This window comes from Streptomyces sp. NRRL S-244 (assembly GCF_000717915.1).
Lineage (GTDB): Bacteria > Actinomycetota > Actinomycetes > Streptomycetales > Streptomycetaceae > Streptomyces.
On record NZ_JOCX01000025.1, the window covers coordinates 66,240 to 87,737 of the forward strand.

The following is a 21,498-nucleotide window of genomic DNA, read 5'->3' on the forward strand; positions in this document are numbered from 1 at the left end:
GCGGCCGTACTGCCGTTCCCGGCAAGGTCGTTGAGCAGGGGCAGACCGGCGGTCTGCGGCCACGGAGGTCAGGACGGTACGCCGACTGGTGAAGTTCATACGGAGATCATCCCCGATGCCGCCGGCCGGGGAATGGGGCGTCCGGCCGTCGCGAACGTGAAAGGGGCGAGGTCCCGCACGGGCTGTGCGGTACCTCGCCCCTCGCTGGGCCGGCTGCGTCAGAGGATGACGTTGTAGCTCTGCCAGCCGTCACCGATCAGGGTGCGTCCGGTGCTCGGGAGGAAGTCGTAGAGACCGCCGTCCCTGGTGGTTCCGACAGGTTCGGGGGCGCCGTCGCTGTTGAGGTCGGTCGCGTACGGGTTCCACTCACCCTGCCAGAAGCCGTTGCCGCTGAAGGTGGGGGCTCCGAAGCTGACGACTCCGCCCTTGGTGGTGTTCGGATAGATGTAGATCTCGCCGCCGTTGACGTTGCGGGCCTGGATGTCGATCTTGTAGTCGCCGTTGAGATCGGCGTACCGCAGGGTGGTCCAGCCGTCGGGCCAGAACCCGTTGCCCAGGAAGACCCGCGCCCCGACGGTGGCGGTGCCGCTTCCGCCGGTGTGCGGGTACATCCACAGGTCGCCGCCGTTGTCGCGGGCGATGACGTCGGTACGGCCGTCACCGTTGATGTCACCGAAGCCCAGCGCGTGGAAGTTCCAGCCGTTGCCGATGAAGACCGGCGCGTTGAAGGAGTAGGGGCCGGTACCGCCGTTGCCGGGGAAGAGGTAGAGGTCGCCTTCCTTGGTGCGCCCGACGACGTCCGTGTAGCCGTCGTTGTTGAGGTCGGCCGTGTACGCGTTGGTCCAGCCGTCGGGCCACCACCCGTTGCCCACGAAGTAGCGGCTTCCGAGGGTGCTCGTTCCCGTGCCGCCGGTGCCGGGGTAGACCCACATGTCTCCGTGCGGGTCGATGGCGAGGACATCGGTGTAGCCGTCGCCGTTGTAGTCGGGGCGGCTCTGCGAACCGCTGGTCCACAGACCCTGACCGGAGGCGTTGTAGAGGACGAGTACGCCGCGGGGGTTCAGCACGGCGTACGAGTACGGAGTGTTGGTGTTGCTGCTCCAGAGCGCGGTGGTGCCGTCGGCCTTGTAGACGACGAGGTTGCCGTCGCTCTGCATACGGGCGATCGCGCCGGGGTTGCCGGCGGTGTTGGTGGCCCAGATCGGCTTGGCGTCCTTGGTGAGCAGCACGAGGTTGCCGTCGCCCTGCATCACCAGCTTGGAGAGACCGCTGTTGAATTCCTGCCCGGAGGCCAGTGTGGTCCCGGCGGCGATGCGCGCACCCGGAACACCGTCGATGGGGAAGGGAGCGGTGAAGGAGACGTTGTCGGCTCCGGGCGTCTTGCCCGCCCAGCCGGTGACCGTGTTGTCGGCCTTGCGGGCCCACAGGTCCGAGATGCCGTCTCCGGTGATGTCGCCGACGGAGCCGACGCCCGGATAGGTGGCAGCAGTGACGCCGGTCCAGATCTTGACGCGGGCGGCGGTGTCGCCCCACGTGGTGGGGTCGACGTAGCCGTTGGCGGCCTTCTTGCCGTAGGAGCGCAGGATGTCGCCGTTGGCGTCGTCTCGCAGCCACAGGTCGGCGATCCCGTCGCCGTTGACGTCGCCCGGGGCGATGACGGTGAACTTGTCCCAGTCGCCGCCGCCGACGAGCACCGGCTCGCGCACGTCGAGGGTGCGTGAGGTGCGGTTGCCGTAGTAGGCCCAGAGGAACTTGCCCTGCTTGACCAGGAGGTCGGGCTGGGTGTCCCCGTTGAGGTCGCCCGCGGAGACGACCTGCTCGGCGTTGAACCAGTGGTCGTCGCCGGTCCACGTGCCGTCGCCGACGCAGCCCATTTCCTCGTTCACGACCGGGCAGGAGACGGACAGTGCGGTGTACCGATCGGTGACGGTGCCGCTGCCGTTGTTGGGGTAGGTCCAGAGCCGCTTCTTCTTCTCGACGCTGTCGTACTTGAGGGCGACGAGGTCGTTGTAGCCGTCCTGGCCCCAGTCCCCGCTCGCCTGGATCTGAGCACCCTGGAAGTTGCGCCCGGCGTTGGTGGCGGCGGAGAACTTGCCGTTGCCCTGACCCGCGTACGCGAGCAGCGAACCCTGGCTGTCGAGCGTCCAGATGTCCCGGTTGCCGTCACCGTTCAGGTCGTTCGGGCCGTCACGCTCCGCGGAGCGGGCCGCGTAGTAGCGGTAGACGGCCGTATTGGAACGGTTGCCGGCCTTGTCCACGGTGTAGGCGTAGACGAGGTGGGGTCCGTAGCCGGGCGGCGTGATGGACACGGTCGCACCGGGCGCGATCGAACGCGGTCCGGGCTCGACGTCCGTGTAGTAGAGGATCTCCTTCGCGTCGGTCACCCCGTTGGCACCGAACGTGAAGCTTCCCGGGGTGCGGGCCTTGCCAGTGGTGGCCGGCCAGCCGTTCGCCCCGTCAGGGAACTGGGCAGAGCTGATCAGCGGCGGCTTCTCGGGCCGTGTGCGGTCGATGGAGAACTTGCATGCGGCCGACCAGGCCGAATACGCGTTCTCCTGGTCCTTCGCGCGGACCCTCCAGGTGTAGTCGCCGGTGGGCAGCGTGGCGTCCGGCACGACCCACGTCGCCATCCGGCCCCTGTTCGCCGGGATCGACTGAGTCGCGGACGGGGTGCTCTGGCCTGCCTTGTAGATCTCGAAATCGGCCTGGAGGTTGCCGCCGTCCGCGTCGTCGATGGTGCCGTACAGGCTCACCTGGGTGTTGCCGATGGCGCCGCCGTCCGTGCACGAGGTGGACGGGTTCGTGCCGAGCGCGCTGGGGGTGCCGGGCGGGTTGTTGTACTCGGTCTCGACCGTCAGGGTCTTCGGGTCGAAGCGCTTCCAGCCGAAGGTGTCCGACTCGTTGCCGGCGTAGAGGCCGACCGTGACACTGGCCCAACCGCCCGCTGAGGCCTGCCGGACGAGCGAGGTCGCGTCGAACTCCAGGTTGCCGGCGGCGCAGTCGTTGCTCCAGCCCTTGGAGTCGTTGACCGTTGCCAGCTTGGCGGCCTTGTCGGGCTGGTTGTTCCAAGTCGTCTCGGACGTAATGCCCCTGCTGAGGGACCACAGCTCCACCGGACGGTCCTGGCAGGACCAGGACCAGGTGTTGCGGACCCGCAGGGTCGACTTGTTGACCTGCGCGCCCTTGATGTTCGACGTGTCGAACTGGAAGAAGGAGCGTGAGAGCCCGTTGGTCTGGGCCTCATAGCCGACCCTGACGTCGTCCTTGGTGTTCCAGTACGAGGTGTTCGGGTACTTCTTGTAGACCCGCGTCCAGTTCTGCCGCTCGCCCCACGCCCACGAAGGGTCGATGAAGACCGGGTACTTGGTCTGCGCGCCGGTCAGCAGTGCCTGGTCGGGCTTGATCTCCAGCGTGCCGTTCGCCACCGTCGTCGGCATCTGCGCGTCCTTGGCGCCCGCCGGGGGAGTGAACGCGTCGGCAGGTGCCGGCGGGGTCTCGCCCGCGGCAGCCGCGGCGAACTTCAGCGACTTCGGGGCCGCGGCGGACTGCACGCCCGCGGGGGCCGCCGTGGTGGTGGAGTCCCACATCAGCGGGGACGGGCTGGTGAAGACCGTCTGGCCGGCGGGGTTGACCGCGGTGATGGCTCCGGTACCGGCGTGGGTGGAGACGTTCAGTCCGACCGTGCCGACCTTGAACTTCAGAGAGGCGAGCTCCGGGTTGGCGGCGGCGGCCGCCGTCTTCACCACGAGCAGCTGCGAAAAGCCCTCGACCTCGGCTTTCACCTGGAGGTCCACGTCCGGCAGCACGTTCGCGTACGTCGCCACGTTCGCCGCCAGCGTCGGCTTCGGCAGCGCCTTCGGCCACGACAGCGACAGCACCGGGGTGCCGTGCCGCTTCACCGACCACTTACCGGCCGGCGTGGCCCAGGTGTCGGAGGACTCCGTCCGCGCGGACACCAGCTCGTACGGCTGACCCGTCTCCTTCGCCTTGGCGAGGGCGAAGTCTTCCGCGCTCATCGATCCCTCGGCGACCGGGTCGGTGGCCGCCATGGCCGTCGGCGCGGGTGCGAGCGCACTCAAACCGGTCGCAGCAATTCCGCTTATGAGGGCAAGCGAAATGAACCGTGAGACCCCCCGTCCGCCCGGATATCCGGAACGAACCGCTCTTCGTTTCACACACACTCCAAATGTTGATATTCGGAGTCACTCTACTGGCTGCATTGGCGGATCGATCCCCCTCTGACCTGGCCTTTTGTGTCGTTTCTTATGTGTGGCATCCGGTTTGACCGGCAAGGTCATTTTCGCGTGTCACTCCGGAAAGTTCCGGATGTTCCGGCCGGTGCTCCCGCCACTACTTTGGCGACCGCGTACGACGTCCCGACCGGCCCAGGGAGCAGTGATGCCGACGACCGCCACCATGCTCAGGCAGCAGGAGCGCAGAGTGCTCCATGCCGTCGGCTGCGGCCTGCGGGACGACGAGATCGCCGCCGACCTCGCCATCCCCGAAGACGCGGTGGCCGGCCACCTCGCGGGCATCCTCGCGAAGCTCGGGCTGCGCGACCGGGCCGCCGCCATCGTCCACGCCTTCGACTGCGGCCTCGTCGTTCCCGGCAGCGGCCCCCGTACGCGGGAAGCGGGCCCGGTGCCGCGAACTGCCGTGGTGCCGAAGGCCGGACCGAAGGTACGGATCTCCCTGCTCGGACCGCTGCAGGCATGGCGGGACGGGCGGCCCCTGAACCTCGGGCACCTCCGCCAGCAGTCCGTCCTGGCCGCGCTCGCGCTGGGCGCGGGGCGGACGGTCAGCCGGCAGGACCTGCTCGACGGAGTATGGGGAATGGAGTCGCCCCTCACGAACGTGGTGCCGGTGTACATCTACCGGTTGCGCAAGGCCCTGCGCCTCGGGGACGGCCCGGACTCGGTGATCGAGTACGACCGGTGTGGCTACCGCCTCGCCCCCGGCGCCGTCGACGTGGACGTGGCGCGCATGGAGGGGCTGCTCACCGATGTCGGGAAGGCGGACCGGGCGGGGGAGGGGACCGAGGTCGTCCGCCTGTGTTCCCAGGCCCTGGACCTGTTCCGCGGGGAGCCGCTGGCCGGCCTGCCCGGGCCGCTCGCCGAGGTGGAGCGGCTGCGGCTCACCGAGCGCAGGACCGCCGTCATGCAGCGGAAGGCCCAGTGGCAGCTCCGGCTGGGGCTGCACTTCGAAGCGATCGCCGAGTTGTTCGCCCTGTCCGCGGCGCACCCGCTGAACGAGCCGGTGGCCGCGACTCTGATGCGCGCGCTCCACCGCAGCGGCCGGCGGACCGACGCCCTGACCGTGTTCGACCACGCCCGCCGCCGTCTGGCCGACGACCTGGGGGTCGCGCCGAGCCGGATGCTGCGGCGGACGTACGAGACGGTCCTGCGCGGGGACCACCTGTCAGCAGCCGACTGCTCGGCCGTTGACAGGTGGTGAGGATCCGCTCCGTGGTTACCAGGGGTACCAGGCGCCGTTGTACCACTGCTCGCTGGCGCTGTCGTTGTGGTGGTCCATGTTGAAGTCTTCGGGGTAGTTCTTGACGTGGTTGTTCGGGTAGGTCCAGATGCCGGCGGACTCGTCGCAGACGTAGTCCCAGTGGCAGATGGTCTTGACGGGCACGTTGCCGAAGAACCTGTCGGCACCGGCGAGCGGGGCGCCGATGATGCCGCCGAACGGCACGGACCCGCCGTTGGCGCCGGGAGGGCCCTGGCGCTTGGGGTCCGCGATGAGAATGGCGTTGACGTTGTCGAACGTCTGCCAGTTCTCGGTGACCCAGGTGTGCACCACCGCGGCACCCAGTGAGTACCCGCCCACCTTGACGTGCTGCCACGGACAGGCGGCACGCTGGTCGCGGACCAGCCGGTTCAGCTCATTGACGCCCGCCCGGGCGCTCGCGCCGTTGGGGATCTGGGTGGGGTACCCGACGTGCTGCTGGATGTTGCCGTAGAAGCCGTCGTTGTTCCAGGAGCTGCCGGTGCCCCCGACGACGATCGTGTACGTGCCCTCGCACGAAGCCGTCGCCTTCGCCGCGGCCCCCTGTGCGTTGGCCCCCTGTACCGCTGAAAGCCCGACCGTCAGCAGAAACCCGGCCGCCACGGCCGCGATCCTTCGTGCTCGCATTCGATCCTCCCCAAGTAGTCGGCCCACGCGTCCGCCTTGCGATGCGGAGCGCAGTCGGCCGAGGTCACCGGACGACAGTGGCAGCGGCCGATGACATCCCGATGAAACCCGCGACGGTGCGGCTGCTCCATCGGGATTTCATCGGTCCTCCTTACCGTGGCCGCGTTCGGAGAAAGGCCTGGACCACAGGGAAGGACGGCTGGATGGCGCGGAGGAGATTCATCGCGAGGCTGCCGATGGCGGTCATGGCCGCGGTGGCGGTGATGAGCACGATGGCGGCCGCCGGATCGCCTGCCGCCGGATCGCCGCCCGCCGGGGCATCGGCCGTCACGTCGGCGACCGCCGGACAGGGGCCGGACAAGCCGACGATCCGTTACACCGAGTACGGGATCCCGCACATCACCGCCTCGAACTGGGAGGGGCTGGGAACGGGCTACGGATACGCCGCGGCCAAGGACAACGTCTGCACCTTGGCCGACGCCTACCTGATGGTCAATGCCCAGAGGTCCCGCTACCTGGGCCCCGATGGCAAGGCGAGCCCCGGCGAGAACCAGAACACCACCACCAATCTCAACAGCGACCTGTACTTCCAGCGGATCAACGACAACCGGGTGGTGGAGCGGCTGCTCGACCGGCCCGCCCCCGACGGGCCGGAGCCGGAGGTCAAAGAGGCCATTCGCGGCTACGTCCAGGGGTACAACAGGTACCTGGCCGAGACGGGCGTGGACCACATCTCCGACCCGGCCTGCCGCGGTGCTGCCTGGGTGCGGCCGATCACGGAGCTGGACGTCTACCGGCACGCGCACGCCGAGATCATCATGGGCAGCGCCGATCCGCTGCTGGACGGTCAGGTCACCGCCGCACCCCCCGGGTCCTCGGCCGCCGCGCCGCCGGCCTCCTCACCCCAGGAGACCGCGGCGAAGATCCGGGACGCGCTGGCCGTCAGCCGGCAGCAGAGCATGGGCAGCAACGCCTTGGCGGTGGGTTCACAGGGCGTGTCCGGGGGCACCGGCATGCTGCTGGCCAACCCGCACTTCCCGTGGCAGGGCAAGAACCGGATGTGGCAGAGCCAGCTGACGATCCCGGGGAAGATCAACGTCTCCGGGGCCAGTCTGCTCGGATTCCCCGCCGTGAACATCGGGCACAACGAGGACGTCGCCTGGAGCCACACGGTCGCCACGGTGGCCCCGTTCGGGCTGTTCGACGTACAGGTGGATCCGCTGAACCCGACCAACTACCTGGTCGACGGCGCCTGGCAGCAGATGACCTCGCAGCAGGTCGGTGTCGACGTACTGAACGCGGACGGCTCCATCGGCAAGGTCACCAGGACGCTGTGGTCCACCCGGTACGGCCCGATCGTCACCTCCGTGCTGGGCATCCCGCTGCCGTGGGTGGTCAGCGCGCACGCGGTGCGCGACGTGAACATGGACAACCTGCGGGCGCTCAACACCTGGTTCCACCTCGACCAGGCCAAGGACGTCAACGAGGTGGTCGACACCCTGGAAACCACTCAGGGCGTCCCCTTCTTCAACACCGTCGCCTCCGACCGCAAGGGCAACGCGCTGTACGCGGACATCCAGGCCACCCCGAACATCACCGACGAGCACGCGGAGTCGTGCCTCACCCTGACCGGGCGGCTGCTGTTCAACCAGGAGCTACGGCTGCCCAACGTGCCGCCGGTCTCCATCTTCGACGGCAAGCGCAGCGCCTGCGACTGGCCCGACGACCCGAACGCCGTCGCGCCGGGACTGCTGGACCCGCACAAGCAGCCACGCCTGATCCACAAGGACTTCGTGGGCAATGCCAACGACAGCGCCTGGCTGGCCAACCCCGAGCAGCCGCTGTCGTTCCCCAGGGTGATGGGCGATACGTCGGCGCCCCGATCGCTGCGCACGCAGGAGCTGATCCTGACCGCGCAGAACCGGATCAACGGCACGGACGGCCTGCCCGGCAGGGGTTTCACACCGGAGAACATGCGGCAGTTGCTGTTCGCCGACAACAGCAGGGCGGCCGACCTGGCCCTCGACGCCACGGTGGCGATGTGCCGGAGCGTTCCCTTCGGGCTGATCCTGGTGGACGGCAACCTGGTCAACATCAGCGAGGCCTGTCCGATCCTGGCCGCGTGGCGGGACCACGACTACACGGCGGGCAGCCGGGGATCGTGGCTGTTCGAGAACTACTGGGCCTTCCTGCTCGGTGGGCAGGCGATCGAGAAACTGCCGTGGCGGGTGCCCTTCGACCCCAAGGACCCCGTGCACACGCCCAATTCGCTCGACCCCGGAAGCTCGGCCGTGCGTGATGCGTTCGGCCGGGCGGTGCTCGCGCTGCGCAAGGCGGGCATCGCGCTGAACGCGCCGCTGTCGGACGTCCAGAAGATCACCCGCAACGGTGAGCAGATCCCGATCCACGGTTCGATCAGCGAGCTGGGCGTACTGAACGTGGTCACTCCCGGCATGGTCGACGGGAAGCCGGACATCGTCTTCGGGTCCAGTTTCATCCAGCAGGTGAAGTTCACCGCCGACGGCCCGCCACAGGCCTCATCGGTGCTGGCCTACTCCCAGTCGGCCAACCCGAACTCGCCGCACCACGCCGATCAAACCAAGCTGTTCGCGGCCGGCCAGTGGGTGACGGAACGGTTCACCGAGGAGCAGATCGCGGCTTCGCCGGCACTGGAGACCAAGGTCCTTTCCTGAGGCCGAGGCCGCTCTTTCATCAGGACTCCAACGACAAGGCTCCCGAGGGGGGAACACCGTGATGAGGAAAACGAGTCGGTGGCGCATGCTGGTGGCGTTGATGGCCGCCATGGTGGCGATGGCCGTGCCGGCGGGTTCGGCGCAGGCCGCCGAGCGCAGCGCGCCGCCGCCGATGGCGGACGGGTTCGGTCTGACCCAGGTGGACACGGCGACAGGCGGTCCCACCAACTTCTACATCACCGTGACCACGCCGGAGGTCACGGGCAAGCACCACATCAAAATCATTCTGCCGAGCGGGTACTACGACGACCCGGCCAGGCGCTATCCGGTGCTGTACTTCCTGCACGGTTCTCCCGACGACCCGATCCAGCAGAACTATCCGGCGCTGACGACCTCGGACCAGATGATCACCGTCATCCCGGACGGCGGCGCGCGGGGCTGGTACGCCAACTGGCTCAACCAGAGGACCCAGCTCGGTGCCCAGAACTGGGAGAACTTCCACCTCAAGCAGGTGATTCCGTTCATCGACGCGAACCTGCGGACCATCGCCACCAAGAAGGCGAGGGCCGTCGCGGGTGTCTCCATGGGCGGGTTCGGGGCCCTCCACTACGCGCAGGTCCGTCCCGACCTGTTCAGCCAGACCGCTTCCCTGTCGGGGGACATCGACCTGTCGGCCCGCTCCATGGACCTGCGGCTCGCCGTCGTGGCGTCCCTCATCGACGCGCAGGGCGCGATCTGCGGCCCCTACTCCGGTGTCTGCGGCATCCCCGACTCCCCCTACAAGCCCGGCGTGGACAGCGACGCCCTGTTCGGCTCGCCCTACCCGGTGTTCAACGTGGACTGGCGGTGGAACGAGGTCGACCCGTCACAGCACATGGACAAGATCAAGGCCGGCGGAGTCGGGGTCTCCATCTATGTCGGCAATGGGGGCGGCTCGCCCGCCGACCTGGAGTTCTGGCTCGAAAGCGCTTCCCAACACGTCAAGGACGCCATGGACGCCCTGGACATGTCGTACCACTACGTCGACTACGGCGACGGCTCCGCCTGGGGCACCCAGTGCAACGGCGGCCACAACGCCGGCTGCTGGGAACAGGACCTCCGGGACCTGATCCCCAGGCTGGAGAGGCATTTCGCCTCCTGACGCGGCCGCCGGCGCCCCTTCCTGCCCGGCGACCGTCCTCCACCCGGCCGGGATCAGCCGGTGCAGGTGATGGAGAAGGGGACCGGGTTGGAGGTGGTGCGGGTGGGGCTCTGGAGCTCCACGGCCATCCCGGTGGTCAGGGTGCCGGCCTTCGCGTAGGTCGTCAGGCGCACCGTGTCGTGTCCCGTGGGGTTGGCCTTGTCCCCGATCGACATGGTGCGCCAGTGCGGATCCACGACCGAGCCGTCGCCGGACACCCAGCGGTAGGAGATCAGGGTCGGCTCTGACGCGGTGAAGGTCGCGGTGAACGCCGGGGCCTGGCTCGCGGGGGTCGGGCAGCGGCCGGTGTAGGTCGTGTTCGCGCCCGCCACCGACATGCGTACGCCCGAACCGGCGCCGCCGTCACCGTCGTTGCCGGTGAGGGCGTAGGCCAGCCCGGCGGCGCCCAGTACGCAGACGGCCGCGCCGGCCGCGACGAAGGCCACCGTACGGCGCTTGCGGGGCGATGCGGCGGGTACGGGCGCGGCGGGTGCGAGCGGGGCGGGTACGGGCGCGGCGGATGCCGGCGCGGGGACGGGGGCCGTCGCCGTGGCGGGTGCCGTCGCCGTGGCACGTGCCTCGGGAGTCGCCAGGACACGGGCGGCGGCCGTGGTGGCGTCCGGTTGCTGGGCGATGTCCCGCAGGGCTTCGGCGACCTGGGCGGCGGGGGTCCGCTCGGCGGGCTCCTTGCGGAGCAGCCCGGCGATGACCGGGGCGAGCGGGCCGGCCCGGGTCGGCACCGGGGGTTCCTCGTCCACGACGGCCCGCAGCGTGCTCAGCGCGGTGTCCTGCCGGAACGGGGAGACCCCCTCCACGGCCGCGTACAGCATCACGCCGAGCGACCACAGGTCCGACTCGGGGCCCGAGGAGCGGCCCAGCGCCCGCTCCGGCGGCAAGTACTCGGGGGAGCCGACCACTTCGCCGGTCATGGTCAGGGCGGTGCTGCCCTCGACCACCGCGATGCCGAAGTCGCCGAGCACCACCCGCCCGTCCTCGGCGAGCAGCACGTTCGCCGGCTTCACGTCCCGGTGCTCCACCCCGACGGCATGCGCGGCGCGCAGCGCGCTCAGCACCTCCGCGCCGATGTGCGCGGTGTGCCGCGGGCTCAGCGGCCCCTCGGCCCGCAGCAGATCGGCCAACGACTGTCCGCGGACCAGCTCCATCACGATCCAGGGCCGGTCGTCGTCCATGACGACGTCGTGGACCGTCACCACATTGCGGTCGGGTATCCGCGCCGCCGCCCACGCTTCCCGCTCCAACCGGCTGTACATCCGGGCGATGTCGCCGGCCTCCAGACCGGCCGGGGCCCGTACCTCCTTGACGGCGACCTCGCGGTCCAGGGTCTCGTCGCGGGCCCGCCACACGGTGCCCATACCGCCCTCGCCGAGCCGGGACAGGAGCCGGTAGCGGCCCGCGATCAGCCGTTCCCCGCCCGGGATACCCGGTCCCGGTGCACCCGGTGCGGCCGCGGTGGCCTCGGTGGTGGCCGTGCCCGCCGCGGTGGCCGCGAGCGCGGTCTCCGTCACGGTCTCGGTCTCGGTTTCCTCGTTGTGCATGGGGGCGGTTCTCCCTCTCAAAGCCGTCCGACGTGAGCATCACGTACGGGCCGGGCCCCGAGTTCAGCCGGGCGCGAGAAAATTTTCGAAGATGGTTGAACCGAACACCTTCTCGATGGCGTGTTGCTGTCGTAGGAACAGTCAGCAGCGTTTCGCTTTCAAGGAGTGTGCAGTGCCATCGGTCATCGTCGGGCGCACGGGTCCCTTCACCGGACAGAGCGTGGTTCTGAGCAGCGAGCCCCTCAGCTTCGGGCGCAAGAGCGACAACGGCGTCGTGATCGTCAGCCCCAGTGCCTCCCGCCTGCACGCCGAGATCCTCGCGGAGGACGCCGGGTTCGTCCTCTACGACCGGGACAGCCGGAACGGCACGTTCGTCAACGACCAGCGCGTCACCCGCCACGTCCTGCGCTCGAACGACTGCGTCCGGATCGGCGACGAAACGTTCCTCTACGAGGCGCAGGACTCCATGGAGACGGTCATGGACCTCTCCCTCCTGGACGTACCCCGGCCGATCGCCGCAGACCCCGGCACGCTGCGGGTCACCATCACCGGCGGCGGCCCCGTCGGCCTCGCCTTCGCCCTGGCGCTCGACGAGATGCTGCCCGGCCGGACCGCCATCACCCTCTACGACGGGCGCTGGACCAGGAAGGGTCCCGAGATCGTCTGGAAGGACGAGACCCAGGGCAACTTCCGCCGCCAGCAGGTGGTGACCGTCCAGAGCCGGCAGTACCTCGCCCTGTCCGAGGAAGTGCTCTCCGCGCTGTTCGACGACGACAGTGCCTACTCCGAGATGTGGCCCGTCGGCCCCGACTCCGTCGACGGCCGCCCGCCCCGCAACATCCGGATCGCCCGCATCGAGGACCGGCTGCTGGCCCTGGCCAACCGGCGATCGGCGATCCGGCTCGTTCCGAAGCGCTTCGACGTGGAGGAGCAGCAGAACCGGCTCACCCAGGAACACGTCCTGGTGGTCTGCGAGGGCGGCCGCTCCCGCACCCGCGAGCACTACGCCGACCGCTTCGGCGCGGCCGACGCCTCCATCTACTCCCTCGACGGCGAGCACCTCCAGGACATCGTGCTGGGGCTGCGCGTCAAGTCGAAGCTGCCGGACCCGATGAGCGTGCTGCTCACCGTGTCGCAGAACCGGTTCCTCCTCAACTCGCTGCGCGGCGAGGGCTTCCTGAACATGCGGCTCACCCGGGAGGAGGCCAAGAACGTCATCGGCATCGACCCGGTCCGCCAGGTCTTCGAGGAGTGCATCGCCACCCGCCCCTGCCTGATGAGCCGGCAGGAGGAGGACAACGAGTTCCGCTGCCCCACCCACGGCACCCTCTTCCTGCCCGCCCTGCTGCGCAGTTCCCCGCTGTGGAAGGAGATCCGGCAGGGCCTGAGCCTGTTCGGTGTGGCCGAGGACGACCTGTCCGCGATCACCTCGTTCCGGCTGGACATGGTCCAGCGCCCCCGGTTCACCGCGCAGCTGCACCGCCCGACCGCGACCAGCCCCGGCACGTACGGTTTCCTGCTGGGCGACGCGGCCAACGCCATCCACTTCTGGCCGGGCCGCGGCCTCAACAGCGGCCTCGCCTCCGCCACTTCACTGGCCCGCTCGCTCAGCCGCGCCTGGCAGGGCAAGCCGCTGCGGGACGCCGACTTCATCCGGCACGAGGCGGCGATGTCCATGCTCCAGTACCGCCACAAGAGCCGCGCGTGGAACGCCATGGTGACCACGGACGAACAGGGCGTCACCCGGGCCATCAAGGACATCATCGCGCGCAGCGCGGAGGCCGGTGCCGGTGCCGGTGCCCGTGCCGGTGCCGGTGTCGGCGCGACCGGTGCCGCCTCCGGCGCCGATGGCGTCGACGGGAGCGACCTGGACGCTCTGCTGGAGCGGATGGCCGGGATCCGCGACCGGCTGGGCTCCCGGCTGCCCGGCCTGCCCACGGACGAGGAACTCCGCTCCCACCTGGCCTCGATCGCCCCCGCCACCCTGCGCACCCTGCGGGAGAGCGGGGCCTGGGACACCCTGATCGTCGGCGGCGAGGAGGCCGACATCGATCTCTTCTACCAGTCGGAGTCCCCGGTCTTCGTCCCCCGCCCGGCCGACCCCCGGGCCATCCCGCTGCCCAGGAACGGAGTAGCCGCCCACTGACTGGTAACAGCTGTTACCATCAGGGCATGGCGAAAACACAGCTGGGTGCCCGCGTGGACGCGGACATCGCGGAACTCGCGAAGAAGCGCGCCGCCGACCTGGGCTTGAGCATCGGGGACTACCTCGCACGCCTCGTGCAGGACGATGCCAGCGGACTGCGGGCCCGGGCGGTGGACGCCGCCGCCCGGTTCCTCGCCGAGTACCAAGGCGTCTTCGACGAGGCCGAGGACGCCCGGCAGGCTGCTCCGGGGGCACGTGCCGCCTGATGGAACCGCGCATCGACGTCGCCTGGATCCTGCAGGTCGCCGAAGCGGCCGGGGTCGGGGATCCGGCCCCGGACGACTACGGCGTGCCCGTCTCGGCGGTCGCCCGCCACCGGGCCGAGCTGTTCGAGCAGCCGCTGTACGACGGCCCCTACGCCAAAGCGGCGGCGCTCGTCCACACCCTCGGCCGCTGCCGCTGGCTGGAGCGTTCCAACCTGGCCGTCGCGGCGGCCACCGGCGTCATGTACCTCGAAGCCGCGGGAATCCGGGTCAAGCCCACCCGCGACGACGCCATCGCCCTCAAGGACCTCCTCCTCAGCCCCGCCTGCTCCGCCGGGAGGATCTCCGCGCTGCTGCGGACCTGGCCCACCGCCACCTGAGCCCCGCCGCTGCCCCTCAGCGCAGTACGGCCGCCAGCAGGTCGGTGCCCAGCGCCGTCAGGTCGGGCAGATTGAGGGTGTAGCGGACGTAGCGACCGTGCCGCCGGGCCGTGAGCAGGCCCGCGCCGCGCAGGACGGCGAGGTGGCGGGAGACCTCCGGGGGCGAGAGCTCCCAGGCGTGGGCCAGCTCGCCGTTGGTGTGCGGGCCGCGGGCCAGCGTACGCAGCAGCCGCAGCCGTACCGGATGTGCCAGCGCCTCCAGCCGCAGCGAGACCGTCTCCAGCGACACGGGCCCGGCCGGACCCGGCTCGGCGACGGGGTACTGCACCACCGGCTGCCAGCCGGGCGCATGGACCACCACCAGGTGCGGACTGCCGAAGACGCTGGGGATGAAGGTGACCCCGGCGCCGTGGGCGGCGGTCGCCTTGTCCTGGAGTTTGTCCACGATGATGCAGTCGCCGTCCGGCGCCAGGGTGACGGCGCCGGAGACCGATGCGAGTGCCGCCGCGATGCCCTGGTGCTTCAACAGGTCGTTCTTGAGGCGCAGATCGGTGGCGAGCGGCACGGCGGCCTCCGCCCACGCGGCGTCGAAGAAGGCCTCGGCGCACTGTTCGAGGGTCTGCCGCACCCGCGCCCGTACGGCCGCCGGGTCCGCCAGCAGCCGTTCGGCGAAGGCCTCTTGCCGCGCGCCGCGCGCCTGGGCCAGGTCCAGAGCCCGCTCGCGCGCCGTGGCATCGGTGAGCGGCGACGGCACGGCGAACCGGACCCGGTTGCCGCCACACGTGGTGACGAGCGCGGCGGTCACGTACGCCTCGTCGTCGATCCGGTCCACGTCGTCCAACTCCTCGACGAGGGTCGGCCGGGGGCGGGCCGGGAGCAGGAAGTCGGCCTGCGAGGAACGCCAGAGGAACTCCGCCTCCCGCAACCGCTCGGCCAGCTCCGGCCGGAGCCCGGCCCAGACGTCCGCGGCCCAGCCGGCGAGCTGCGGATGATGCCCGGGTTCGGCCAGTACGTGCAGCATCGCGGTCAGCTCGGCGAGCGGGGAGGCGGCGAACCGCAGCCGCTCCGACGGCAGCCCGCCGATGTCGATCCTCAACGTCATCCCCTCAGCATCGCCGACCGGACGGCCGCCGACGGCATCGGTTGACGGTGTCCGTCAACCGACGCGGCCGGCCCGGCGGCCGAACGCACGGTTGACGCCATGGCAACCCTGACCAAGATCCGGCCCCGCGCCCTCGTCCGTGCCTCCGGAGGCCCCCGCTATGCCGTCGCCCTCGCCGTGGACGCGCTCGGCACCGGCCTGCTGCGGCCCTTCCTGCTGCTCTACGGGGTGACGGTGCTGGGACTGTCCGCACCGGTCACCGGCATCGCGATGACGGGCGGGGTGGTCGTGGGTCTGGTGTGCATGCCCGCGGTGGGCCGCTGGCTGGACCGCGGAGCACGCAGCTCGGTCGTGGCCGCGTCGATGCTGGTACGGGTGCTCGGCGTGGCGGTGCTGCTGGCCACCCCGGCGGGGCACGCCTGGCCGTTCGCGGCGGCGGCGCTCTTCCTCGGCATCGGCAACCAGGCCTGGCCGGCCGCCCACGCGGCCCTCGTGGCCGCGGTCTCCCACGGCAGGGAACGCGACACCGCCCTCGCGGGAGGCCGCGCCCTGCGCAACGCCGGCCTGGGAGTGGGCGCGCTGCTCGCCACCGCATGCCTGGCGGGCGGCACCACGGCCCTGCAGGCGCTGGCAGCCGTCACCGGGCTCGCCTATCTCACGGCGGCGGCCTTGGCCTGGTCGGTCCACCTCCACGCGGATCCGTCCGCCACCCGGATCGAGAACAGGGCCGGCGAACCCGCTCCCCGCATGCGCGCGCTGCTGGCGGCCAACGTGGTCTACGTCTTCTGCCTCAACGTCCCCGAGATCGCGCTGCCCCTGGTCCTGGTGACACAGCTGCACGCATCCCCGATGTGGTCGGCAGCCATCTTCGTGGCCAACACGGTGCTGGTGGTCACCCTCCAGGTTCCGGTCACCGTCCTGATGTCCCGCTTCTCCCGGCGGACCGTTCTGGCCCTCGCCGGCGTGGTGCTCACCGCGTCCTACCTCGGCTTCCTCGCAGCGACCTCACTGGGACCCGGGTGGGGCGCCCCGGCCGTCGCCGCGGTGTCCGTGGTCTGCACGGTCGGCGAGATCATCTACGCGGGCAGCGCCACCGCGCTCGTCACCGCCCTCGCCCCGCCCCACGTCCTGGGACGCACCCTCGCCCGCTTCGAGCTCTCCACGGGCTTCGGCCTCGCCGTCTCCCCGGCGGCCATCACCGCCCTCGCGCCCCACGGCCCGGCCGCCCTCTGGGGCACCCTCGCCACGGCCACCCTCCTCTCCGCCTTCGCCGTCGCCCCCGCGAAGACCGCTCCCCTCCCGCGACCTCTCCCACGGCCTCACCCCTGAGACCCCGGGCCGGCCCGGCTGCCGAGAGGGCGGCCCGGGCCCGCAGCGGGTGCGGGTGGCGGGGGGCTGCTCTAGCGTCGATGGGAGGGGAGGGAACGGAAGCCGTGCTCGGCGGATCTGCTGCGGAGCCCGGGTCCTCGGGCCGCATGCCCGGCCGCGTGTTCTCGGCGCCGTTCCTGCGCGGATCCGAGACCAACCGGCCCCGGGCCGCGTGACGACCCCGGAGAGCAGGTGCGTCCCATGCGCGCGTCGACCCGTATCGCGAGCGTCCTCACCGGCCTGACCCTCGCACTCGGCGGTGTGGCCTTCACCGCCCCTGCCGCCCAGGCGGACGTCTCGGCCTGCATCAACCAGGTGGAGCGGGAACTTCAGGGCGGCGAGGCCCCGGACTCCGTCCGGATGGCCTGTTACGTCGGACTGACCGGAGACCAGGCGCACTGTGTGTCGGGTCTGACCGCGGGCGGCGTGACCAACGGGACCGCGGCAAGCGCCTGCCGAGTGGCCCCCGAGTAGCGGCGGTCGACGCTCACAGGCTCGTGAGGAGGTCCTCGAGCGGGGCCGGTACCCGGCCGGGGTCGAGGGCCTCCACCAAGAGGCGACCGTAGCGGATCTTGCGGCCCTTCTTCGTGCCGAGGAAGCGCCGCAACTGCCGCTGCCGGGGCCGACCGTCCTGTGCGGGCTGCCGCAGGAAGGTCTGCCAGGCACGCAGGTCGCCCTCGACCCGGATGATCTCCTCGACCGTCCTCGCGCCGAGTGCGCGGATGAGCTCGTCCTCCAGGTCCGCCGCGCACACGAAGAACCCGGCGCCGTTCGCCCCGGCCCGCTTCAAGCCGCGTTCGTAGTAGGGCTGTTCCCTCTCGTCGCACACTCCTGTCAGGCGCAGGCCGAGTCCGGGAGGCCCCAGGAGGCCGGCGTAGCGGCCGACGTTCATCGCTCCGCCCATCGACACGACGCACACCCCTTCGGCGGCCAGGTCGCGGCCACGCCGTGCGGCGAGCGCCTCGACGGCCGCCAGGTCACTCAGCCCTTCCAGCAGCACCGCCGTACGCAACCCCAGCCGCGCTGCCAGAACCCCCGCCGGTCCGCCGGGCCCACCGGCCGCCCAGCGGCCGACCGCGTCCCGGAACGCCTCCATGTCCCCCGTGTCCCCCGTGTTCACCATGGAGGGAGTCTGCACTTCCGGAGACCGGCACGGCTCGGAATTACCGACCAGGGCGCCTGAGACGTCGGAGCGGGGCGGGCCCCGCTCTCCGGCCGGGCCGCGCCCGCCAGGAGCTGATTCCCCCTCACCGCCCGGAGGCGGGACCGTACCGGCGTGCGGAACGGATCTGCGGCAGGGAGGATGAGGACTGTGCAGGACAGACGGAGCGCCGCCGGGGAGTCCTACGGGGAGCCCTCCTACGGTGCTCCGATCGGGACCGGTGGGCCGGACGGAACCCCGCCGGGGGAGTCCGGCCGCCGGGGCGGGGCGCCGAAGCAGACCATCGCCCTCGCGGCCATGCTCTTCGCGGTGGCGATGGTCTTCATCGACCAGACGATCGTCAGCATCGCAGCCCCCAGCATCGTCGAGGAACTCGGTCTCTCGTCCTCCGGACTGCAACGCGTGGTCAACGCCTACCTGCTCGCGCTCGCCGCGTTCTTCGCGCTCGGCGGGCGCCTCGCCGACGTCCTCGGGCACCGCCGGATGGTGGTGGCGGGCACCCTCGTGTTCGTCATCTCCTCCGTGCTGTGCGGCTCGGTGCCGTCCGGGGACTTCGCGCAGAGCTGGCTCGTCATCTTCCGTGCCACCCAGGGCGTGGGCGCGGCACTGGTGTTCCCCGCCGCCATCGCCGTGGTCGTCGGAGTCGTCCCCGTCGGCAAACGGGGCCGGGTGCTGGCCCTGTTCTTCGTCCTCGCCGGCGCGCTCACCGCCATCGGACCGCTGCTCGGCGGCTGGCTGACCTCCTGGACCTGGCGGGCCGTGTTCTGGATCAACGTCCCCGTGGCCGTCCTGGCGCTCGTCCTGACCGCCCTCGCCCGCATCCCCGACGCCCGTCGGCGCGAACGTCTCGACGCGCCGGGTGCCGTACTCGTCGCCACCGGTATGGCACTGAACGTCTTCGGGATCCAGCAGTCGGCCACCTGGGGCTGGAGCAGCCCCGCCACCTGGGCCTGCCTCATCGGCGGACTCCTCGTCCTCGGGCTCTTCTGCTGGTACGAACTGCGCACCGACGAGCCGCTCATCAAGCTGCGCGTCTTCCGCGACCGGGCGTTCACGGCCGACGCCCTGGTGCTCTTCTTCTCGATGCTGGCGTTCATCCCCGTGTTGTTCTTCGCATCGGTGTACGCGCAGATCTCGCTCAGCTCGTCGCCCCACCAGGCCGCGCTCTACGTGCTGTACTTCTTCGCCGGCTACGGCCTCTCGGCCCAGTGGGGCGGCCGGATCCTCGACAAGCACGGCGCCCGGCCCACCATGAAGCTCGGCACGGCGCTCGCCTGCGCGGGATTCGCCCTGTGGGCGTGGAAACTGACGGACCTGTCCGCCCACGACCAGTGGCCCTACGTCTGCCTCGCCGGAGTCGGCATGGGCCTCGTGCTCTCCCCGGCCTCCACGGACGCCGTGAACCGGGCGATCGACGCCTCGTACGGCGAGGTCACCGGCATCACGCAGACCGTACGCAACTACGCGGGAGCCGTCGGCATGGCGGTGTTCGGCACGCTCCTCACCCACGTCACCACCAGCCGGGTCGCGGAGACCCTCGCCGCGAAGGGCCTGCCGGAGTCGGAAGTCCAGGGTGCGGCCCACAGCATCGCGGAATCGGTCATCGGCCACCCGGACGACCGCACGCCCACCGATGGCGGACCGACCGCCACGCTGATGCGGAGCTCCTTCCAGGCCATCCACGTGGACTTCGCCGAGGCCAACCAGTGGGTGTTCTACGGGATGGCCATCGCGCTGGGGCTGGCATGTCTGTGCACCTTGCTGCATCCGGGGACGCGGGTGACGGGCGAGGCCACGGAGGCGGCGGGGGCCACGCAGGAGAGGACGCGTCCCTGAGCGCCGCGCGCCGTCATCGGCCGCGGCCGCGGCCGCGGTACGCACGCCGCGTGGAGACGGCGATGTACGTCCCGAAGCAGATGACCCACACGACGCTGGGCCACGCGGCGATCCGCTCGAACAGTCCTTGGACGTAGGGGTCCGGTCTGAGCGCCGTGAGCGTGGCCGAGACGATGGACGTGACGCCGCACAGGATGCCCGCCGCGCCCCAGTACGGGCGGTGCGCCTGTCGGAGCATGCCGCCCAGCAGCAGTACGCCCACGGCCCCGCAGAAGAAGCAGGTTCCGGCGGACAGCAGGTGTACGGCCGGACGGAGGTTGTAGGGATTGAAGCCGGTCGACACGAGTCCCACTCCGCTGACGGCCAAGACGCCGAACGCCAGGTTCCGCAGACGGTCCGGCGGGAAGACCGCTGCGTTGAGCAGCGCGCCCACGATGAGGCAGACCCCTCCGATGATCCAGGCGATGTCGGCGGCCTCGTGCCAGGGCGAGCAGAAGCGGAACCCCCCGACAAGACCGCACCGGGTATCGCCGAGCGCCGAGATGATGTGCTCCACCAGGTTCCGACTCGAAGCACGGGGCAGGACGATGGCGTTGTTCACCACGAAGATCTGGGCCAACGAAGCCCAGAGGAGGCCCCCGGCCGCGAGACCCCTCGAAGCCGTGAAGGTGAGTTCGCGCATGCCGCCACTTGCTGTCGGGCGAGTCGTGGAAAGCCGTCGCGGCACCACGTCAGGTGTCCAGTATGTCCCGCTGCGGGCCGCCTCGGGCCGATCCCTGCGCGGCGAGTCCCGTCCCGCGTCGCCGGATTCGCCCACCAGGTGGGCGAACGAACGCAGGACAGGCGCGTCGCGGTGGCGGGGAATAGAGTGGAGCTGTACGTCCTGCGCTCACCCCCGGGCTGTGTCGGCCGCCCGCGTACGGGCCCGGCGAGGGACCAGCCCGGAAGGGGCTCCGGCGCGCCGCCGGCGCCCAGGGGGCGACACGGATTCCGCCCGTGGGCCGCGCGCCCGGTAGACCGCCCGGGGCCGGACCACCCGTCCGGGAGGCTGACCATGACCCGCCACTTCCGACGGCGCGCGCTCGCCCCGCTCGCACTGCTGTCCGCACCCGCGCTGGTGTTGCTGGCGGTCGTTCCCGCCGCCGCCCAGCGGCCGGCGCCGGCCGCAGCGGCCTTGCCCTCGATCTGCCACGGTCTGACACAGGGCCAGGACCCGTACCACCGGGGGTGCCGGGAGGGCTACCTCCAGGGCTCCAGCGTCGGCAACCGTGACGGCAAGCCGCCCATCTGCCGCAAGACCCTTCCGCCGCTGGTCCCGCCCAACCCCACCCCCTTCGTAACGGGGAAGGCCGAGGGCTACACCTACGGCTACAACCAGGCGTACGCCAAGTCCGCGGCCGCCAACAAGGCCGCGTGCGACGCGCTGAACAAGCCGACGGCACCCAAGCCGCCGCAGCAGACCCAGCAGAGCATGGCGGCCGCCGGCCAGGCCGCGGGCGAGACCTGGGGGCGCGATGAGGGCAAGGCATGCGTCACCGCACGCACCCACGCCCGCCTGATCCCGCCGAAACAGCCCGACGCGCTGATCCTCGCCTACCAGAACGGCTACGCGGTCGGCTACGACACCGCGTACGACGAAGCGTTCCGCCAGAACTGCCTCAACAAGTAGCGCCC

At 70.7% G+C, this 21,498-nt stretch carries 16 protein-coding genes; 10 read left to right on the top strand and 6 right to left on the bottom strand.

Translation table 11 applies throughout. The features are described from left to right. Positions 1 to 218: 218 nt before the first annotated feature. The gene (locus IF02_RS32700) at positions 219 to 4,079 is read right to left on the bottom strand and encodes an FG-GAP-like repeat-containing protein (RefSeq protein ID WP_158708565.1); all 3,861 of its coding nucleotides are present in this window, start codon (positions 4,077 to 4,079) and stop codon (positions 219 to 221) included. A 319-nt stretch (positions 4,080 to 4,398) separates the two neighbouring features. On the opposite strand from IF02_RS32700, the gene IF02_RS0125695 reads away from it, so the two are divergent. Continuing rightward, positions 4,399 to 5,454, top strand: a complete 1,056-nt coding sequence (locus IF02_RS0125695; RefSeq protein WP_051696535.1) for a BTAD domain-containing putative transcriptional regulator — start codon at positions 4,399 to 4,401, stop codon at positions 5,452 to 5,454. A gap of 15 nt (positions 5,455 to 5,469) precedes the next feature. On the opposite strand, the gene IF02_RS0125700 is transcribed toward IF02_RS0125695, so the two are convergent. Then, positions 5,470 to 6,138, bottom strand: coding sequence for a cutinase family protein (locus IF02_RS0125700; RefSeq protein WP_030160851.1), 669 nt, complete (start codon positions 6,136 to 6,138; stop codon positions 5,470 to 5,472). A gap of 203 nt (positions 6,139 to 6,341) precedes the next feature. On the opposite strand from IF02_RS0125700, the gene IF02_RS0125705 reads away from it, so the two are divergent. Beyond that, complete coding sequence (locus IF02_RS0125705) at positions 6,342 to 8,831, top strand: penicillin acylase family protein (RefSeq protein WP_030160853.1); 2,490 nt, start codon at positions 6,342 to 6,344, stop codon at positions 8,829 to 8,831. A 61-nt stretch (positions 8,832 to 8,892) separates the two neighbouring features. Further along, the gene (locus IF02_RS0125710) at positions 8,893 to 9,972 is read left to right on the top strand and encodes an alpha/beta hydrolase (RefSeq protein ID WP_420708211.1); all 1,080 of its coding nucleotides are present in this window, start codon (positions 8,893 to 8,895) and stop codon (positions 9,970 to 9,972) included. A 53-nt stretch (positions 9,973 to 10,025) separates the two neighbouring features. Here the strand turns inward: IF02_RS0125710 and IF02_RS0125715 are convergent, their stop codons facing one another. Beyond that, the gene (locus IF02_RS0125715; protein ID WP_078622330.1) at positions 10,026 to 11,567 is read right to left on the bottom strand and encodes a serine/threonine-protein kinase; all 1,542 of its coding nucleotides are present in this window, start codon (positions 11,565 to 11,567) and stop codon (positions 10,026 to 10,028) included. A 172-nt stretch (positions 11,568 to 11,739) separates the two neighbouring features. Between IF02_RS0125715 and IF02_RS0125720 the strand changes: the two genes are divergently transcribed. The 3 genes from IF02_RS0125720 to IF02_RS0125730 are packed head-to-tail and all read left to right on the top strand — an operon-like array spanning position 11,740 to position 14,356. Continuing rightward, positions 11,740 to 13,713, top strand: a complete 1,974-nt coding sequence (locus IF02_RS0125720) for an FHA domain-containing protein (protein WP_037837100.1) — start codon at positions 11,740 to 11,742, stop codon at positions 13,711 to 13,713. 26 nt (positions 13,714 to 13,739) lie between these two features. Beyond that, complete coding sequence (locus tag IF02_RS0125725; protein ID WP_030160863.1) at positions 13,740 to 13,979, top strand: hypothetical protein; 240 nt, start codon at positions 13,740 to 13,742, stop codon at positions 13,977 to 13,979. Further along, complete coding sequence (locus IF02_RS0125730) at positions 13,979 to 14,356, top strand: hypothetical protein (protein WP_030160864.1); 378 nt, start codon at positions 13,979 to 13,981, stop codon at positions 14,354 to 14,356. The genes IF02_RS0125725 and IF02_RS0125730 overlap by 1 nt, the downstream gene beginning before the upstream one ends. 16 nt (positions 14,357 to 14,372) lie before the next feature. Here the strand turns inward: IF02_RS0125730 and IF02_RS0125735 are convergent, their stop codons facing one another. After that, positions 14,373 to 15,458: a helix-turn-helix domain-containing protein gene (locus tag IF02_RS0125735; protein ID WP_030160866.1), complete on the bottom strand. Its 1,086-nt coding sequence runs from the start codon at positions 15,456 to 15,458 to the stop codon at positions 14,373 to 14,375. 99 nt (positions 15,459 to 15,557) lie between these two features. On the opposite strand from IF02_RS0125735, the gene IF02_RS0125740 reads away from it, so the two are divergent. Together IF02_RS0125740 and IF02_RS0125745 are read left to right on the top strand one after the other, a co-directional pair. Next, positions 15,558 to 16,787 carry an MFS transporter gene (locus IF02_RS0125740; RefSeq protein ID WP_051696536.1) on the top strand — a complete coding sequence of 410 codons (1,230 nt, stop codon included), beginning with the start codon at positions 15,558 to 15,560 and terminating at the stop codon, positions 16,785 to 16,787. A 240-nt stretch (positions 16,788 to 17,027) separates the two neighbouring features. Further along, the gene (locus IF02_RS0125745) at positions 17,028 to 17,300 is read left to right on the top strand and encodes a hypothetical protein (protein WP_030160870.1); all 273 of its coding nucleotides are present in this window, start codon (positions 17,028 to 17,030) and stop codon (positions 17,298 to 17,300) included. Between the two features lie 13 nt (positions 17,301 to 17,313). Here the strand turns inward: IF02_RS0125745 and IF02_RS0125750 are convergent, their stop codons facing one another. Further along, on the bottom strand, positions 17,314 to 17,949 hold the full coding sequence (locus IF02_RS0125750; protein ID WP_037837102.1) for a TOPRIM nucleotidyl transferase/hydrolase domain-containing protein: 636 nt from the start codon (positions 17,947 to 17,949) through the stop codon (positions 17,314 to 17,316). Positions 17,950 to 18,285: 336 nt separating this feature from the next. Between IF02_RS0125750 and IF02_RS0125755 the strand changes: the two genes are divergently transcribed. Then, the gene (locus IF02_RS0125755; protein ID WP_234318330.1) at positions 18,286 to 19,824 is read left to right on the top strand and encodes an MFS transporter; all 1,539 of its coding nucleotides are present in this window, start codon (positions 18,286 to 18,288) and stop codon (positions 19,822 to 19,824) included. Positions 19,825 to 19,837: 13 nt separating this feature from the next. Here the strand turns inward: IF02_RS0125755 and IF02_RS0125760 are convergent, their stop codons facing one another. Beyond that, complete coding sequence (locus IF02_RS0125760; RefSeq protein WP_030160877.1) at positions 19,838 to 20,506, bottom strand: DUF998 domain-containing protein; 669 nt, start codon at positions 20,504 to 20,506, stop codon at positions 19,838 to 19,840. A gap of 372 nt (positions 20,507 to 20,878) precedes the next feature. On the opposite strand from IF02_RS0125760, the gene IF02_RS0125765 reads away from it, so the two are divergent. Further along, on the top strand, positions 20,879 to 21,493 hold the full coding sequence (locus tag IF02_RS0125765; RefSeq protein ID WP_030160879.1) for a hypothetical protein: 615 nt from the start codon (positions 20,879 to 20,881) through the stop codon (positions 21,491 to 21,493). Positions 21,494 to 21,498 lie beyond the last annotated feature (5 nt).